Below are 17,742 nucleotides of genomic sequence, written 5' to 3'. Positions count from 1 at the left end.
CCGGGATTACACCGTCGAAGGCGCTGAAATTACACCACGTGCGCGGACGCTAACCGCGCAGCCGAGCCTGCGGATCTCGACGGGGCTTTGGGAAGGCCGGAGGCTCGTGGCCGGTTATTGCCGTTGCGAGGCAGGGCGGGTGGATCGGCCCGGCGCGCTGCTGGCGAACGCCGGACGGTTCCTGAAGCTGCGCCGGTTCAGCAGGGAGAGGTTCGCCTCATCCATGGCGGCATGACGACGGTGATCGGCCCGGGCGCTGTGCACGCTGCAGGGCCATCACCAGCAAAACGCGCGTATGCGCGCAATGGGATGCACCACGCTCGCTGATCAAACAGGCCTGGAAGCAGATGGCACCGCCAAGATCCGCATGCAGGCGGCCGCCTTGGCATCCATTGGACAGGCGCCTGCGCCATTGGAGAAAATCGCGCGCAGTGTGCAATCAGGTGACAGCAGCAATGCCGAGGCGCAGGCGGCGCGGATATACTGGCCCATGATGATTGGCAAGACCTTCCGTCGCAATGCCGACTTGCCCGACATCAACGCCTTGCTGAACTACGGATACACCGTGCTGCGCGCCGCCACATCTCGCGCTGTCACCGCTGGCGAACTGCATCCCACCATTGGCCTGTTCCACTCCAATCGCGCCAATGCCTTCCCGATGACCTGATGGAGCCGTTCCGCCCGTTGGTCGATCTGTCGGCGCGCGCCATAGCCGCCAGGAACGGACCCGAAGTCACGCCTCAAGCTAAGCGCCATATGGCCGATCTGATCGCGCTTGACCTTACGCTGGCCGGCGAGAGTAGCCCGGTCTCAGTCGCCCTCTCGTGCCCCGCAACCTCACTCGCGCAGCGCTTCGAGGCAAGGCGCTTGTCGCTCGCTCTGCCCGAACCCCACGCGGCACTGACGCTCGCAGGCCTGGGCGCGTGAGCGGACCGGCGACTTTTCTCAGCGGATATCGTTTGATGTGGATCCTTGTGATGTTCGACCTGCCGACCGACACCAAATCGCAGCGCAAAGCTGCGTAGAGTTTCGCAATTTCTTACTGGACGAGGGGTTCGAGCGCAGCCAGTTCTCGATCTACGCGCGCTTCATTAACGGAAAGGAGGCCTTCGAAACCCGCATTCGGCGTATCGAGCGTGCCCTGCCCGCCCATGGCGACGTTCAGATTCTATCCATAACCGATCGCCAGTATCGCGACATAGTCCATTTTTCGGACCAAGGCCGACGGTCCGCTCGAGGAAATCCCTCCCAACTGGTGCTGTTTTGACCAGATTCCGTCATTTTCACTACACTAGATCCACCCTTTTTCCTTGTTAGTATAAGGCCTTGCGGCGGTAGCGAGTGTAGCCATTCAGAAATCGCGGTCCAGCAGCAACCTTTACCCTCCTTTTCCTGCTCCCTGCCCTAGTGTCTCGCCCTGGGCCTGACCCTCCGGGCCGGGTGCGAATCCCGCGCGCACCAGGAAGCTCTCCGGATCCTTGGTCTCGATAGCAGCCTCCTGCGCCGGAGACAGGCAGACGATTTGCCTTGAGGAACTTCGCCTGCGTATTCTGGAGGCTATGATGATCGGGCAACTGCCATTGGGACCTGCTCCAAACAAGGCGGTGGCTCCCAAAGCACGCGGTCCGTCCCCCCAACTTCCACGGCTCGCTTTCCTTGCCCGGGAGGCCAGCAAGAAAGACGTTCGGCCCGCCAATGTTGCACGGGATTTAATCCTCACCGAAAAGGCAGTGGTCGGAATCGCCGCGGCCGCCCGGAAGGCGCCGGAACGCAGCCGCCCTCCCGCAACACGCGAAAGCCTGCTGCCGCCGATGATGCCGCGGCACGGAACCGATCGGAGCCAGACACTCGACATTGCGGTGTGGATCCTTCGGCAACCCCATGCCCGCGCCCGGGCCGAGATCGTGCTGCGCCACTCGCGCGCAGATCGGCCGAGACTTCGTTTCGCGCATCCGACATAGGCGGCGCGATGGATGCATCTCCTGCCCGGCATTGCGGACCGATGGATCTGGCAAGCTGATCTGGACCTGCCGGACCGCCGGGACATGCCCTTTGGGGCAATGCCTTCGGTCCGCAATGCACGCTTGCGGTAAGGAGCTTTGCCGCCCACCGGCACCCGATCACGCGGGCCGTGGTTACGCCTACCTTGCCCGGATCGCGCCGGCCTGCCACTCAGGTGCTGCGCCTCTCGGCCTTTCTCGTTCTGCTGCGCCTCGAGCAGAAGGATGGTCCGGGTCGCTCATGACATTTGGATCTTCCAGATCACAAGAACTCGGATTGTATCACGCGGGTATCATCGGGAACGCCACGCCCACGACAAAAGAGAGGCGGTTGAAGATGGAAACACAGCCCTGATCATTCCGTGTTTTTCTGCTTTTCACCGACCACAGGCGCATTATTTTGTATCTTTGCCCATCACCGGACGCTTGTATCCGGCTCTATATTATTCCCGATAAGAGACACTTATCGACAAAGAATAGGCTAACATCTTGTCGAGGTAAAAAGCAGGCGAGGAACTGCACTCGCCTGCTTCCCCACGGGGAAGATCATGACAGTTCGTCGAGCATCCTGGCCACGGCAGCCTGAAGCTTACGCCGATCCAGAGACGAGAAGTCCCGCGGGAGTTTGATCTCGAGCCGCCCGTTCGCCGCCATGCATTTCGCAACACCAAGCCGCGAGGTCAGCTGAAAGGTGGTCTTCGCCCGACCCGCCGGCGCTTGTGCTGAAGTCGCTCGGCTGCTTGCCGGCACCTCGCCACTATCGCCCCCCTCCCCTGCGATGCTGCGCAACACCTCCAGCTCATCGGACACGGAGCGGTTATCCCAGTTCTCCAGGCTGCTCCGAATCTGAGCGGCAAGCTCCGGCCGCTCATCCAGAACGGTGGCGAGCTTCAACCCCAGTGCCCTTGGAATATGGCGTGCGTGGATCAGGTCATCGCCCAGGCGAGACATGAGCCTGATGAACTGCCGTATATAGCTGCGCTTCTGGTAGCCGGCAGAGTGAAACAGCTCCGCAACTGCCTTGTCAGGGTCGGTCTCAGCTGTCCCCGGATCGGCCGCATAGTGGAGAGCCACCATCGCCATTTCAGCGAAGGAAATGTCCTTGCGAACAAGATTTTCGTCGACCATGCGGCGGTACAGGCGCTCCAGTTCCTCTCCCTGGGCGGAGATGCCTGCGGGAATACGCCCCCAGCGTTCGCTGTCGCCCGTCTCTTCCAGAAGGCGTTTGAACGCCGTCCATCTCCGGTGACCCTGTATGAGTTCATAGCGCCCATCCCCCCGCCGCTCCACGCGGATCGGATTGGACAAGCCGATGTCGCGCAGAGAGGCAATCAGCTCCTCCAACTCCGGATCGTCTCCGCGCGCGCGGTCTCGCATCAGCTTCGTGGCATCGATCTCGTCGAGCGGGATGGTGTCGACGATCAACCCCAGCTTCTTCAGCCGGACATGCTCCTCCGCCAGCGCATCGTTTTCAGCCCGGATTTTTTCTTCGATCACCCGTCGCTCGCGAAGGGAGTCGGCATTCTCGGTAATTGCCGCCGCCATGGGGGAGCGGCGCGTCCCTTCGCTCCTGTCAGCCTCCCCTACCCCGGCCTTGTCCTTCCCCGCGGGGAAGCCCGGGCCGTCGTCATCGGGAAGCTCGATATCAAAGATGCGGCGCTTCTTCATTCCGCGTCCTCCAGTTTGTCCCAGGCGTTAAGGAAGCAGTCCTTGAATTCCTCGTAGGCGCGATCAAAGGACGTCCGAGCCCGGCGCCATGTTTCCCGTGTCATCGAACGATAATCTATTTCGTACACCGATGAGAGGAAGCGGCCGGATTGCTCCACCGCGCGCGTCATTTCGATCGGCTCCCGCGCGACGGTGTCTCCGAAAACCTTGCGGAACGCCTGATACATGGCGCGATGCAGCTCGTTGTTCGGCTCGTAACGCGTCATGAGGAAGCGCAGGTCGAGAAAGGCCTTGGGAAGGCCGATCTTCCCCGCAGGGAAGGTGCCGTCGAAGCCGGTCGCCAGATCCGCCAGCGCTTCTGCCAGCTGACCGATGAAAGACGTTGTGGAGTCATATTCCCAGTAGCCCGGCCCGGACGGGATATAGAGCACATCTGCCGCGAACACCGCGTTCATGGACTGATAGCCGATCGCCGGGGGGCAATCGAAGATGATGAGGTCGTAGGCCTCGTTCGGCAGGGCATCGAGATAGCGGGACACGGCGGCGAAGAAGGACCAGTCGGGGTTGAGGTGCCGGTACTGGGCGGAGGCGAACTCAACGAAGGCCGCATTGGCACAGGAGGGGACGATGTCGATGGTGGGCCAGGCCGTCGGCTTGATGAAGTCGCCGATGCGGAGGTCACCCATGCCGAGGTCGCGCACCGAAGGGGGCAACCGGCGCTGGGGCAGGGCGGTCCCGGACTCTGCGGCGCGGGGAGCGGCGTTCATCCGCTCCGTCTCATGGACGAGGTCGCGCGCGATGATACCCCAGACGGTCAGCTCCTCGCTCACGTCGTGCAGGCCCATGGAGTGGGTAAGCGTCGCCTGCGGATCGAAGTCGATGACCAGCACGCGGTAGCCATCGAGAGCGGCGGCATGCGCCATGTGCAGGGCGACGGTCGATTTACCCGCACCGCCCTTGAAGTTGGAGATGGCGACACGGATCGCCCGCTTGCGCACCGGCCGCCGCGGCATCAGCGAGGCGCGGTTCACCTTCATCTTGCGTCGCAGCTCATTGATCTCCGTCAGCGAGAACCAGCGCTGCCGGCCGTCCTCCTCAACTTCCCCGCCGGGAAGGTCGGGATCCTGGGCGAGCCTGCCGCGGAACGTTGACTGGTTGATGCGGAAGATCAGCTCCGACACCTCCCAGCTGGAGAAGCGGCGGAGCGTCTTCTCATGCTCGGGAGAGAAGGTCTGGCGGCGAATGTGCCCCTGCATCTTCAGCGACTGCGCCTGAAGGGCGGCCAGATCCTCATGAGTGAACATAGATGGCATCCATTCTTTGAACGTAAATTATCATCGCGATCAGAATTACGCGGGATTTGCCTGAACCGCAAAATATAAGTTACAATAACCAGAGGAATGGCGGAAAGTCGTTTTCCCCTTGCAACACTGGGCCTTTGCCGCGGGACACCGATTCGGCCCAGGACGGGCGAGGAGGTCTTCGACGGCACCCGGGACCGCGGGGCGAAGCCGATAACTGGGGGACAAAACCGGGGCGCCCGCTAGCAGTTGAGGGGACATAATCCCGCAATGGGGTGACATATAGTGTGTCCCCCAATACCAATGGAACCGATTTTGAATGCACGGCTGGCAGAGGATGGCGCGGCCGGAGCAAGAGCCTGCTTGACAGAATCGGGACATCCAACGCTAATGGCGTCAATCTGGCGAAAAGCGTTGGCAGTCACCGTCCGGAGGAGCAGAAGGACGCCGTTCCCACATCTCCGCCGATCAGCGTTGGCATCCGGCGTGACCACGCTGAAGGCGAAGGCGGGACAACCGTCGAAGGGGCAGAGCGATGTTGATCCGCAAGGCGGTAGGGCGCGGCAGCGCCACCTACAAGTATGACCTGCTCACCGTGCTGGGCACCTACGCCCTGTCGCAGGACAAGACGCTGCAGCGGCAGACGCTCCGCCTCATCTGCCTCATCACCGCCCGCTACAACTGGCAGGGCGATACGCTGTCGGTCGGCCAGGAGGAGATCGCGAGGCTCTGGTCCGTCGATCCCCGGACCGTCAAGCGCGAGATGGCGGCCTTCCGCGCCCGGGGCTGGCTGATCGAACGCCGGGCCGCGGCGCGGGGCCGGGTGGCGGTGCACGGGTTGGGCATCCGCAGGATACTTGAGGATACGCGCATGGTCTGGGAGCGCGTCGGGCCGGACCTCGTGCAGCGGCTGGACGGCGATGCCCAGCCGGGCGGGACGGAGGAGCTCAAGGTCATCCCCTTTCCGCAGCCGGAGGGCCCGGAGGCGGGAAGCGCGGGACCGGTCTGGGGAGCGGTGGCGGAATTGCTTCGGGCCGAGGATGCCGGCCGCTACCGCGCGTGGTTCGCACCGCTCCATGCGGAGTGGCGGGGCCACGAACTGCTGCTGGAGGCGCCGAGCGATTTTCACGCGCGTTATATAGAGACGCATTTCCTCGCCCGGATCGAAGCCGCGCTGATGCGGGTCGCGCCGGGGGGGCGGGCGCTGATCCGTGCCATTCCGCGCTGACCGGGGACAGGCAATCGTCACCCGAGTGACATCTCTCTGACACGAAACGCTCATGCTTTGCCGTCAAGGTCCGCCGCGACAAACTGCGACGGCCCGGAGACAGCATGGCGGCGATCACGACCAACGGACTTTCACGACGCTTCGGGCGCACACAGGCGCTGGACGGCGTCACGCTGGAGATCGGCACGGGTGAGATGGTCGCCCTGATCGGGGCCTCCGGCTCCGGCAAATCCACGCTGATCCGCCATGTCGCGGGGCTGGAACGGGCCGACGTCGGGCGGGTCGAGGTGCTGGGCCGCGCAGGGCAGGAGGGCGGCCGGATGCTGTCGCGCCCGGACGGGTCGGTCGCGGTGCTGTTCCAGCAGTTCAATCTCGTCGGCCGCATGTCGGTGCTGATGAACGTGCTCATGGGCCATCTGGGCAGGGTGCCGCGGCTGCGCGGAACGCTGGGGCTGTTCACGGCGGAGGAGAAGGCGGCGGGGCTGGCCGCGCTGTCGCGCGTCGGCATCGGGCAGGTCGCGGGGCAGCGGGCCTCAACGCTTTCGGGCGGACAGCAGCAGCGGGCGGCCATCGCGCGTTGCCTTGTGCAGAAGGCGCGCATTCTGATCGCGGATGAGCCGATCTCGGCGCTGGACCCGGCCTCTGCCCGGCGGGTGATGGATGTGCTGGCCGATGTGAACGCGCGGGAGCGGATGACGGTGCTCGTCTCGCTCCATCAGGTGGAATATGCGCGGCGCTACTGCCGGCGGACCATCGCGATGCGCGATGGCCGCGTGGTCTATGACGGGCCGACGACCGCGCTCAACAACGACTTCCTGGCGGAGCTTTATGGAGCTGCCTCGGAGGAACTGGTTCTGCCGGAGGCGCCGCCCGTCGCGGCGGCCGCCCCGGTCCTTACTCTTGCATGAAACGGAGACCCCTCATGAAAGCCTTCCTGCAGGCCGCAGCGGCGCTGACGCTGAGCGCCGCCCTGACCGGCCCCGCGCTTGCCGCCGATCCGATCAACTTCGGCATCATTTCCACCGAGAGCCAGCAGAACCTGCGCACGCAGTGGGAGCCCTTCCTTGCCGATATGGAGGCGCAGACCGGCCTGGAGGTGAAACCGTTCTTCGCCTCCGACTATGCCGGGATCATCGAGGGCATGCGCTTCGGCAAGGTCCAGATGGCGTGGTACGGCAACAAGTCGGCCATGGAGGCGGTGGACCGCGCGGATGGCGAGGTGTTCGTCCAGTCCGTCGCCGTGACGGGCGAGCCGGGCTACTGGTCGGTGGTCATCGTTCCCGCCGACAGCAAGATCCAGTCGCTGGACGATCTGCTCACCTGCGACAAGACCATGAATTTCGGACTGGGCGATCCGAACTCCACGTCGGGCTATCTGGTGCCGATGACCTTTGTCTTTGCGCAGCGCGGGATCGACCCCAAGACCTGTTTCCGCAACGTGACCAATGCCAACCACGAAAGCAACGCCATGGCGGTTGCCAACAAGCAGGTGGATGCGGCGGCCAACAACACGGAGAACATGGCGCTCATCAAGCAGAACCAGCCGCGGCTTTCGCGAAGATCCGCGAGATCTGGCGCTCGCCGCTGATCCCTTCCGACCCGATCGTGTGGCGCAAGGACATGGATGCGGCGACCAAGGAGAAGGTGCGGACCTTCTTTCTGACCTACGGCACCGACAGGTCCACAGGCGATGTGGCACGGGAACGCGAAGTTCTTGCCGGGCTGAAATGGGCGCCCTTCCGCCCCTCCTCCGATGCGCAGTTGCTGCCGATCCGCGTCATGGAGCTGCAGAAATCCATCGTGCAGACCGAGGCGGACCAGAGCCTTTCAGCGGCCGACAAGGCGGCGAAGCTGGAGGATCTGCATGCCCGCAAGGCCAGGTATGAGGCCGAACTGGCCACCTCCGGCTGATGCAGGGTGCTGCCCGGGCCGACGGTGTGACATCGTGCGCACCGGCCCGGGCGGATCACGGGAAGCTGCGGGGCGGAACGTCGCTGCGGAGAAACCCTCGCGGCGGGTGCGATGCAGCAGGGTTTCCTCGTTCATCGCGCGCTCCGCATGAATGATGAGATCGAGGTTCGGAAGGTCGGGCCTGCGCGCAGCCGCGTCGGGCACCGGGCAGGCGCAGGTACGGCCATTGCGCATCGCTTGCCCTTCGGCAATCTGCCGGACAGCACCATGAACAGCGCGCCGGACAGCACGACGGCGGCGAAGCCGGGGTTCGGCAACCCTGTGACCAGCCGCGAGACGGCGGCACGGGTGTTGGCGAAAATGAGGGTTTCGGCATGGGGCAGGGGAGGGGACACTCTTCCCGGCTACCGGCTACCGGCTACCGGCTACCGGCTACCGGCTACCGGCTACCGGCTACCGGCAGCGCGGGACGGCTATGCGGGCACTGTGCCGTGCGTGAGGGCGGGGAGGCAACCGCGGGAACGGGTGCCGCCGGCACCGTCGCATTACGGCCGCAAGCCCCTCGGACCGGTCCGGTTCTGCGGGAGCGCTTCGGCACCATCGGCCCGTTCTCCGCGCCGCTCCCTTCGAACGGGGAGCAGCGGCCAGAGAGCAGGTCAGGCAACATGGCCCGACGACGGGCCCTATCTACGGAAGGACGAGATGCAAGACATCGCCACCCCCTCTCTCCCGGCTGAGGCTGCCGAGCCCCGCGCGATGCGCTGGCGCGGCTTTGCCCTTGCAGGAGGGTTCGCGCTTGCGCTCGCGCTGTCATGGCAGGCGGCGGAGATGGACCGCTGGACCTATCTGTTCACCGATGCGGGCAACATGGCGGAATATGCGAGGGGCTTCCTGCACCCGGACTTTTCCGCCTGGCGCTTTTATCTGGAGGAGATGGTCGTCACCATTCAGATCGCGCTCTGGGGGACGTTCCTCGCCGTGATCCTGTCGGTGCCCTTCGGCATTCTCTCGGCCCACAACATGGCGCCGTGGTGGGTGCTGCAGCCGGTCCGCCGGTTGATGGACCTGTTCCGCGCCATCCACGAGATCGTCTTTGCGGTGCTGTTCGTGGTGGCCGTGGGCCTTGGCCCGTTCGCGGGCGTGATGGCGCTGTTCGTCCATACCACGGGCGTGCTGGCCAAGCTGTTTTCCGAGGCGGTGGAGGCGATCGACCCCCGCCCGGTGGAGGCGATCCGCACCACGGGCGCCTCCCGCGTGCAGCAGATCGTGTTCGGGGTGATCCCGCAGGTGCTGCCGCTGTGGATTTCCTTTTCGCTCTACCGGCTGGAATCCAATATCCGCTCCGCCACGGTTCTGGGCATCATCGGGGCAGGGGGGATCGGGCAGGTGCTGTTCGAGGCGGTGCGCGGCTTCTACTATCCGCAGGCCTCGGCCATCCTGCTGATCGTGGTCATCACGGTATCGGTGATGGATCTTGCCTCCCAGAAGCTGCGGCAGATGTTCATCTGACATCGGCGGCGCAGGAAGGACAGCGCCCCGGATCGCTCCGGGGCGCGCGTTCATGTTCAGCGTGCCGCCAGCAGCTCCGGCACGGAGAGCAGGATGAACTCGTTATCCGCAGCGCGCCCGATCTCCCGCCCGCCGGAGAAGGGCAGGTTGTTGTCGTTGGCGACGAGGATATGCGTCTCGTCCACCCGCGCGACGTTCTCTATGGTGAAGAACGGGAAGGTGAACGGACCTTCGGCGGGCTTGTGGGCGGGGAGCGCCTTGCCCTCCGGGTCCGCGATGTCGAGCAGGTTCACATGGGCGACGCGGCGGATATAGCCCTGGTCATCCACGCTGGCGGTATCGACCAGAACGATGTTCTTCACCTTTGCGGGCTGCGGGTAGCAGGCGGACCAGTCGTCGGACCCCGGCGCGCAGGCGCGGGCGGCGTCGCCTTCGCCATTGTCGCGTTCGATGACCAGCGCGCGGGTGGCGTCGATGAAGTTGAAGTCCCCGATCGCGGTCGCACCTTCGGAGAGGCGGAAGCGGTAGCTGTCGCCCGTCCAGTCCCCGGCGGCGGTATCGAAGGTCATGACGCGGAGGAAGTCGCCCTCCGTCTTGCCGCCCTCCGCCAGCAGCGGCTTTTCGAGCATGGCCCAGAGCAGCCCTGTGCCGGGTTGCAGGCCCATCCCTTCATATCCGCCGGAGCGCTGCACCTGGAAGCCCTTGCCGGGTTCGGCGGGCACCGTCACGCCGGGGCTGTCCGGCCCGGAGAGCGTGGCCCCGTCGAGCTTCGTGCGGTGGACGGAGAGGATGCGGCCATCGGGGGCGACACGGAGCAGGGAGGGGCCGAATTCCTCGCCGATCCAGATGGTGCCGTCGTGAAACTGGATGCTCTCCGGGTCGAAATCCGCGCCGGTGAGGTAGCGGCTGTCGGTGCCTTCGTTGGCGATGCGGAAGGGCACCCTACGGTCGGGATCGCGGAGAAACACCGTCTCCAGCCGCGTGACCTTGCCGGTGGCGAAATCGGGCGCGAGGCGGTGGAAGAACAGCATGGCATCGGGGCTGTTGGCCTTGGTGCCGAAGCCGTTGTCGGTGAGCGTGAACCAGCTTCCGTCCGGCGCGCGGTTCATGGCGAGGCCGGACATGCCCTGCACCGGCTGGCCGAGGAAGGGAAGGGAGAGGCCGGTCGGGTGGTTGCCGTAGGCCTTGCCGACATCGCCGGCCACGCTCATCGGTTGATCGTTCCGCGCGGGGCCGGTGAACTTGCCCGAGACCCACAGGTCGCGCGGCGCATCGGCAGGCGGGGCGATCAGCGTGAATGCGGGCAGCAGGGCATGACCCGCGAGCGTGGCGGGAAAGGTCTCTTCGGCGAAAGCAGGCGCCGCGAGGGCGGCGAGCGCGACGGCCATCGCCGTTGCGGGAGAGGGGCGCATTCAGGGAACTCCTTCATGGGGTTGTGCCGGGGCTCCTGCTAGCGGCTCCGCATGTCAGCGGGGCTGCGGAAACGTGGCGGAACGATGACGGTGGAATGCGGCCCGCGGGGAGGCGGCAAGCGCATGATCGGGAGTATGGGAAAGCGCAGGGGCAGATGCGCGGATGCGAGCCTGATCGACGCCAGCCTGATCGACGCGAGCCGGGGGAGGCGGGCGAGCGGGGGAATTCCAGAGGCGCGCCTTGTCCGGTGCCGGTCGGGCCGGGCGCCGACGCGGCCCTGCACGCGGGCTCGTCTGTCGCTTGGAAACCGCGGTTGCTCCGACCCGTCCCTTGGCAGGCTGCTGAAAAAGCCCTGAAGTGTCAGGCCTATGTGCCGGAAACCTGAAAATCGGCCCGGAAACGCCTGGAAGTATATGGATTTTCGGCTGGATTTCGTCAGATGGCGAAGGATTTCCGCTTCACCACAGGCCAAAAAGCCTTTTTCAGCAGCCTGTTAAAGACCTTCTCCGGGCGGGGCGTCGGAGACGATACCGCCCGGAGGGATTGGCGGATCAGTCCGCCAGATCGCCGAGGATGCGCACCGCGCCCTTGTCGGCAGAGGAGGCGAAGGCCGCATAGGCTTTCAGCGCGGTCGTCACGTTGCGCTTGCGCGGTTCGGCGGGTTTCCAGCCGCGCCGGTCCTGTTCTTCCCGGCGGCGGTCGAGTTCGGGCACGTCCACCATGAGGTCGATGGTGCGGTTCGGGATGTCGATGGCAATCGTGTCGCCGTCCCGGACGAGACCGATGGCACCGCCCTGCGCGGCCTCCGGCGAGGCGTGGCCGATGGAGAGGCCCGACGTGCCGCCGGAGAACCGCCCGTCGGTGATGAGCGCGCAGGATTTGCCGAGGCCGCGGGATTTCAGGTAGCTGGTGGGGTAGAGCATCTCCTGCATGCCGGGGCCGCCCTTCGGCCCTTCATAGCGGATGACGACCACGTCGCCTGCCTTCACCGCCCCGCCGAGGATGCCCTTCACCGCTGCGTCCTGACTTTCAAAGACCACTGCGGGGCCGGTGAATTTCAGGATGGATTCGTCCACCCCCGCCGTCTTCACGATGCAGCCGTCGAGCGCGATGTTGCCCTTCAGCACCGCCAGACCGCCGTCCTTGGAGAACGGGTGTTCCGCAGACCGGATGACGCCGTTCTCCCGGTCCAGGTCCAGGTCGTCCCAGCGGGAGGACTGGCTGAACGCCACCTGCGTCGGCACGCCGCCGGGCGCGGCCTTGAAGAAGGTGCGCACGGTTTCCGACTGGGTGCGGGAGATGTCCCAGCGGTCGATCGCCTCGCCCAGCGTGGGGGTGTGGACGGTGGGCGTGTCGCGGTGCAGAAGGCCCGCCGCCTCCAGCTGGCCGAGGATCGCCATGATCCCGCCCGCGCGGTGGACGTCCTCCATGTGCACGTCGTTCTTCGCGGGCGCGACCTTGGACAGGCAGGGGACGCGGCGCGACAGCCGGTCGATATCGGCCATGTCGAAGTCGATCCCTCCCTCATAGGCGGCGGCGAGGATATGGAGCACGGTGTTGGTCGAGCCGCCCATGGCGATGTCGAGCGACATGGCATTCTCGAAGGCGCGCTTGTTGGCCACGTTGCGGGGCAGGATGGAGGCGTCGTCCTGCTCGTAATAGCGCTTGGCCAGATCGACGATCAGGTGGCCCGCTTCCACGAACAGCCGCTTGCGGTCGGCATGGGTGGCGAGCGTGGAGCCGTTGCCAGGCAGCGACAGGCCGAGCGCCTCCGTCAGACAGTTCATCGAATTCGCGGTGAACATGCCCGAGCACGACCCGCAGGTCGGGCAGGCGGAGCGTTCGATGACCTTCACATCCTCGTCCGACACCTTGTCGTCGGCGGCGGCGACCATGGCATCGACAAGGTCGAGCGCCACGGTCTTGCCGTGCAGGACGACCTTGCCCGCTTCCATCGGCCCGCCGGAGACGAAGACCGCCGGGATGTTGAGCCGCATGGCCGCGTTCAGCATGCCGGGGGTGATCTTGTCGCAGTTGGAGATGCAGACCATCGCATCGGCGCAATGGGCGTTGACCATGTATTCCACGCTGTCGGCGATGATCTCCCGCGAGGGCAGCGAGTAGAGCATCCCGTCATGGCCCATGGCGATGCCGTCATCGACGGCGATGGTGTTGAATTCCTTGGCGACGCCGCCCGCGGCCTCAATCTCCCGCGCGACGAGCTGGCCCAGATCCTTGAGATGGACGTGGCCGGGCACGAACTGGGTGAAGGAGTTTACCACGGCGATGATCGGCTTGCCGAAATCGCCGTCCTTCATGCCGGTGGCGCGCCAGAGACCGCGGGCCCCTGCCATGTTGCGGCCGTGCGTGGTGGTGCGGGAACGATAGGCGGGCATGGGATCATCTTCCGTTTGGCTCTCCGGCGCCCGCGGGGGCGGAGCCGGATGAGATGTGTCTGGCTGGCACGGGCGGGCCCGCGCGCTGCTGAAATTGGTTCCTCCGTAGCAGGACGTGCTTACGCTTCCCGGCGCGGGTTTTGTAGCCCAATTTTTCGAGATATTGCGGCGGAGCGCCCGGAGGGCAGGGATGCGGCGCATTCGGCGCGGCGGGAGCGCAGTTTCCTGAGCGCGGAATGCAGGCGCCGGCGGGCCTCGACGACCGGGGATTTCGCGCCGCCGGAGCGGGGGCCAAGCCCCGAAAAAGCCGTCAATGACGCTTTTCATCGCAGGGCGTCCCCTGTAGGAAGGCGCCAAACCGCCAGCCAGGGACACCGCCCGCGCGCCAGCCGAGATCACATCCTGCGGGGGACGACGGCATGGCATCCAATCGGCAAGACGGACATCGCGGCTGGCAGATCGCGGCATTATGCGGCGCGACGGCATTGCTGCCGGCAGCCGCGATGGCACAGGAGGCGGCGGCGGTGGCGGCACAGGGGGCCGTGGGCCTGAGTCCGGTCGTCATCGACAGTCAGGCGGGCGGCGATGCCGTCACCTTCGCCCCGCGACTGCAGGTGAGCGCCAACAAGATGGCGAGCGATGCGCTCGACACCTCCGCCTCCGTCTCGGTCGTGACGCAGAAGGAGATCGAAAGCCGCGGTGCCCAGACGCTGGAGCAGGTCGTCAGCTACACGGCGGGGGTGCTGGTCAACGAATGGGGCAGCGACGACCGATACGACTACATCCGTATCCGGGGGTTCGATCAGAACACGCTCCTGACCTTCCGCGACGGGCTGCCGACGCGCGGCTTCGGCTGGACCTTCGGGCGGCTGGAGCCCTATGGGCTGGAGCGGGTCGAGGTGCTGAAGGGGTCGAACTCCGCGCTGTTCGGGCTGTCCTCTCCCGGTGGGGTCATCAACTCCGTCACCAAGATGCCGCGCCCCTACAGGTTCGGGGAGGTTTATACCACGCTCGGCGACGACCATACGGAGGCGGGGTTCGACTTCGGCGATGCGACTGCGGACAGGACGCTGAGCTACCGGCTGACCGGCAAGGCGCAGGAGGCGGAGGGCTACTACGACCACTCCCCCGATGACCGCCGCTATCTGGGTGCGGCGCTGACATGGGCGCCCACGGAGGCCACCTCGCTCACGCTGCTGGGCGACTACAACCGGCGGGACGGCTGGCCGGGGACGGGCTTTCCGAAGGGAACGGCGAACCGGCTGGGCTACAGGACGTTTCTGGGCGAGCCGGAGTTCAATACGTTCGACACGCGGCAGAAGAGCCTCGGCTATCTGCTGAGCCATGATTTCGGCGGCGGGCTCACCTTCCGGCAGAACGCGCGGTATTCGTGGCTCGATCTGGATTACCGGCAGGTCTATGGCGCCTCCACCGATCCCACGGCGGACCGGACCTCCTTCTTCGTGGGGAGCAAGGCCCGGCAGTTCGCCATCGACAACCAGCTTCAGTTCGACACGAGCTTCGGCAATGTGCGGGGCCGGACGCTGGCGGGGTACGAATACAGCTGGATCAGGGTGGACGAGCTGGCGCAGGTCGGCACCGCCGGGCCGCTCGACATCTTCGACATCGCGCATTGCGGGCGGGGCTGCGTGACGCTCGGCCCCTATATAGACTGGCGGCCGGAGCAGACGACCCACGCGCTCTATCTCCAGCAGGAACTGACCTTCGACGACCGCTGGATCCTGACCCTTGGCGGGCGCTACGACCGGACCGATGTGGATATCGACTATGGCGCCGCGGATTACCGTGGGCCGGGCCGGGCGGATCGCGACTTCAACGCCTTCACCAAGCGCGCGGGCCTGACCTACAGGGCGACGCCGGACCTGTCCTTCTACGCCAACTACTCGGAGAGCTTCGAGCCGGACCCCTGGGCGCCCGCGAGCGATCCGAAGGAGGGCAAGCAGTATGAGGCCGGTGTCAAATACCGCCCGCCCGGCACGGAGGCGCTGCTGACGGCCGCCGTCTTCGACCTGACCCAGACCAATGTCAGCGTGCAGGTGGACCCGGTGAACTACCGCCAGATCGGCAAGATCGGGGTGCGCGGGCTGGAGCTGGAGGCGAAGGGCGAGGTGATGGACAACCTCAACCTCACCTTCGCCTATGCCTATTGGGATGCGGAAATTCGCGAGGACGGCGTGCAGGGCAACCTGGGCAACCGGCCCGCGCGGGTGCCGCGGCATATCGGCGCGATCTGGGCCGACTACACCTTCCCCGGCACGGCGGCGCGCGGCGATCTGCGGATCGGCGGCGGCATGCGCTACATGGACGCCACCTATGGCGACGACGCCAATACGGTGCGAGTCGGCGGCTATGCCGTGTTCGACGCGATGGCGAGCTATCGGCTGACGGAGGATGTGCTGCTTCAGGCCAATGTGTCGAACCTGTTCGACCGGCACTACCTTGTCACCGACTATTACGGCACCGAGTATTTCAGCGACGGGCGGACCGTGACCGCGACGCTGAAATACACCTGGTAACAGAGGAGACCCCCCATGCCGCTTTTCCCGGCCTTGCCCCGTTCCGCTCCCCGCTCCCTGTCACGGCGGAGCGTGCTTCTGGGCGCGGCAGGTGTGCTTGCGGCGCCCCAGGTGCTGCGGGCGGCGGGGGAGGGCGGGCTGCGCTTTCGCCACGCGATGGGGGAGATCGTGCTCCCCGCGCCCGCGCGGCGGGTTGTCTCGCTCGGCGCCAATACGCAGGACCCGCTGCTGGCGCTTGGCGTCGTGCCGGTGGCGATCCGGCGGTGGTATGGCGATTACAACTACGGCGTCTGGCCGTGGGCACAGGACCGGCTGGGCGATGCGTCGCCCGTGGTGATCGGCGGCGAGATTTCCGCGGAGACGGTGGCGAGCCTCCGCCCGGACCTGATCGTCGGGATCGGCTCCGGCATGTCGGGGGAGGAATACGCGCTGCTCTCGCAGATCGCCCCGGTGCTGATGCAGGCGGAGGGAACGACCGCCTATGGCACGTCATGGCAGGTGATGACGGAGGTACTGGGCCGCGCCACGGGCCAAGAGGCGGAGGCCGGGCGGCTGGTGGCGGGGCTGGAGGCGGAGTTCGCCGCGATCCGCGCCCGTCACCCCGACTGGCAGGGCATGACCGCGGTTGCCGCCTGGCAGGACAGCGGCCAGACCGGAGCCTTCACCGCCGATGACACGCGGGCGCGCTTTCTGCGGGAGATCGGCTTCGGCCAGCCCGCGGGACTGCGGGAGCTTTCGGCCATCGACGGATTTTACACGACGATCTCCTCGGAGGATTTCACCCCGATCGACGCCGACCTGCTCGTCTGGATTTCCGATTTCGCCCGCGCGCCGGACATTGCGGCGCTGCCCATGCGCCGGACGATGCGCGCCTTCCGCGAGGGGCGGGAGATACTGGCCGATACCGTGCTGACGGGGGCGTTGTCCTTTGGCACGGTGCTGTCGCTGCCCTATGCGCTGCGCGAGATCGAGCCGGAGATCGTGCTGGCGGTGGATGGCGATCCGGCCACGGTGGTGCCTTCGGCGGCAAGAGCGGGGCTTGCCCCGTGAGGGGGGTCGTCTGGTCGGCGGCGCTTTTGCTGCTGGCGGCGGCGCTGTCGCTGGCGGTTGGCGTGCGGCCCATCGCGCCTTCGGTGTTTCTCGACCTGATCCGCGGCGGCTATGATCCGGCGAATGCCGATCACGTGGCGCTGGCGCTCGTCCGCGGGCCGCGGATCGCGGCGGCGGTGATCGCGGGCGGCGCGCTTGGCGTGGCCGGCACCGTGTTGCAGGCGATGACCCGCAACCCGCTGGCCGATCCGGGCCTTCTTGGCATCAACGCCGGGGCGGCGTTTGCCCTGCTCGGCGGCACGCTGCTGTTCGGCGGGATGGATCAGGCGACGGCGAGCGCGCTGACCTTTCCGGGCGCCGCGCTGGCGGCGGCGGCGGTGTTCCTGCTGGCGGGCGGATTGCATGGCGGCGCGGGGCCGATGCGGATGACGCTGGCGGGGGCTGCGCTGAACGCGCTGCTGCTGTCGCTCGTCACCGGGGTGGTGCTGATCCGGCAGGATGCGCTGGATGTCATGCGGTTCTGGGTGGCCGGTTCGCTGGCGCAGGCCCATGCCCGCCCGCTGGCCGCGATGGCGCTGGCGGGCGCGGGGGGTGCGGTGATCGCGCTGATGATCGCCCCGCGGATCGAGGCGCTGTCGCTCGGCGATGCCATGGCGCGGGGTCTTGGCGCGCATCCGGGCCGGACGCAGGCCGCGGCGCTCGCCGCCGTTGCGCTGACCACCGGGGCTG

At 66.2% G+C, this 17,742-nt stretch carries 15 protein-coding genes and 1 pseudogene; 11 read left to right on the top strand and 5 right to left on the bottom strand.

Annotated features, from left to right (window positions below; translation table 11 throughout):
• From RT513_RS19270 to RT513_RS19260, 4 genes are all read left to right on the top strand, one after another.
• A partial coding sequence (locus tag RT513_RS19270; protein WP_313534318.1) for a hypothetical protein occupies positions 1-235 on the top strand: 235 nt, incomplete at its 5' end.
• 60 nt (positions 236-295) lie between these two features.
• Positions 296-667 carry a CRISPR-associated endonuclease Cas1 gene (locus RT513_RS19265; RefSeq protein WP_290687247.1) on the top strand — a complete coding sequence of 124 codons (372 nt, stop codon included), beginning with the start codon at positions 296-298 and terminating at the stop codon, positions 665-667.
• Between the two features lie 297 nt (positions 668-964).
• Positions 965-1,267, top strand: coding sequence for a CRISPR-associated endonuclease Cas2 (gene cas2, locus RT513_RS20915; protein WP_409518433.1), 303 nt, complete (start codon positions 965-967; stop codon positions 1,265-1,267).
• A gap of 295 nt (positions 1,268-1,562) precedes the next feature.
• Positions 1,563-1,961 (top strand): hypothetical protein, encoded by a 399-nt coding sequence (locus RT513_RS19260; RefSeq protein WP_313534316.1) that lies wholly within the window; start codon positions 1,563-1,565, stop codon positions 1,959-1,961.
• Between the two features lie 585 nt (positions 1,962-2,546).
• On the opposite strand, the gene RT513_RS19255 is transcribed toward RT513_RS19260, so the two are convergent.
• Positions 2,547-3,668, bottom strand: a complete 1,122-nt coding sequence (locus tag RT513_RS19255; protein ID WP_290687245.1) for a ParB/RepB/Spo0J family partition protein — start codon at positions 3,666-3,668, stop codon at positions 2,547-2,549.
• Positions 3,665-4,972, bottom strand: coding sequence for an AAA family ATPase (locus tag RT513_RS19250; RefSeq protein WP_088215383.1), 1,308 nt, complete (start codon positions 4,970-4,972; stop codon positions 3,665-3,667). The genes RT513_RS19255 and RT513_RS19250 overlap by 4 nt, the downstream gene beginning before the upstream one ends.
• Positions 4,973-5,504: 532 nt before the next feature.
• On the opposite strand from RT513_RS19250, the gene RT513_RS19245 reads away from it, so the two are divergent.
• From RT513_RS19245 to phnD, 3 genes and pseudogenes are all read left to right on the top strand, one after another.
• The gene (locus RT513_RS19245) at positions 5,505-6,197 is read left to right on the top strand and encodes a DnaA N-terminal domain-containing protein (protein WP_290687242.1); all 693 of its coding nucleotides are present in this window, start codon (positions 5,505-5,507) and stop codon (positions 6,195-6,197) included.
• A 104-nt stretch (positions 6,198-6,301) separates the two neighbouring features.
• A complete protein-coding gene (locus tag RT513_RS19240; RefSeq protein ID WP_290687240.1) occupies positions 6,302-7,105 on the top strand; it encodes a phosphonate ABC transporter ATP-binding protein in 804 nt (267 codons plus the stop codon).
• Positions 7,102-8,108 (top strand): annotated as a pseudogene (phnD, locus tag RT513_RS19235) (phosphonate ABC transporter substrate-binding protein). Before RT513_RS19240 ends, phnD begins: the two are co-directional and overlap by 4 nt.
• Positions 8,109-8,239: 131 nt before the next feature.
• Here the strand turns inward: phnD and RT513_RS19225 are convergent.
• A complete protein-coding gene (locus RT513_RS19225) occupies positions 8,240-8,503 on the bottom strand; it encodes a hypothetical protein (RefSeq protein WP_179209165.1) in 264 nt (87 codons plus the stop codon).
• Positions 8,504-8,810: 307 nt separating this feature from the next.
• Between RT513_RS19225 and phnE the strand changes: the two genes are divergently transcribed.
• Positions 8,811-9,617: a phosphonate ABC transporter, permease protein PhnE gene (phnE, locus tag RT513_RS19220; protein ID WP_088215388.1), complete on the top strand. Its 807-nt coding sequence runs from the start codon at positions 8,811-8,813 to the stop codon at positions 9,615-9,617.
• A gap of 56 nt (positions 9,618-9,673) precedes the next feature.
• Here phnE and RT513_RS19215 read toward each other — a convergent pair whose 3' ends face one another.
• Both RT513_RS19215 and ilvD read right to left on the bottom strand, forming a co-directional pair.
• Positions 9,674-11,029, bottom strand: coding sequence for an esterase-like activity of phytase family protein (locus tag RT513_RS19215; RefSeq protein ID WP_290687235.1), 1,356 nt, complete (start codon positions 11,027-11,029; stop codon positions 9,674-9,676).
• A gap of 552 nt (positions 11,030-11,581) precedes the next feature.
• Complete coding sequence (gene ilvD / locus RT513_RS19210) at positions 11,582-13,426, bottom strand: dihydroxy-acid dehydratase (RefSeq protein WP_088215390.1); 1,845 nt, start codon at positions 13,424-13,426, stop codon at positions 11,582-11,584.
• Between the two features lie 419 nt (positions 13,427-13,845).
• Here ilvD and RT513_RS19205 point away from each other — a divergent pair, with 419 nt between their 5' ends.
• The 3 genes from RT513_RS19205 to RT513_RS19195 all read left to right on the top strand — a co-directional run.
• Positions 13,846-15,963 carry a TonB-dependent siderophore receptor gene (locus tag RT513_RS19205; RefSeq protein ID WP_290687232.1) on the top strand — a complete coding sequence of 706 codons (2,118 nt, stop codon included), beginning with the start codon at positions 13,846-13,848 and terminating at the stop codon, positions 15,961-15,963.
• Between the two features lie 15 nt (positions 15,964-15,978).
• Entirely contained in the window at positions 15,979-17,013 is a 1,035-nt protein-coding gene (locus tag RT513_RS19200) for an ABC transporter substrate-binding protein (protein ID WP_290687230.1), read from the top strand.
• Positions 17,010-17,742 (top strand): iron chelate uptake ABC transporter family permease subunit (locus tag RT513_RS19195; RefSeq protein ID WP_313534310.1); only part of this gene is annotated, 733 nt, incomplete at its 3' end. The genes RT513_RS19200 and RT513_RS19195, both read left to right, overlap by 4 nt.

The organism is Haematobacter sp. (assembly GCF_032102465.1).
GTDB lineage: Bacteria > Pseudomonadota > Alphaproteobacteria > Rhodobacterales > Rhodobacteraceae > Haematobacter.
The sequence above is the reverse complement of the archived record's forward strand: the minus strand, read 5'-3'. Positions and strand labels throughout refer to the sequence as shown.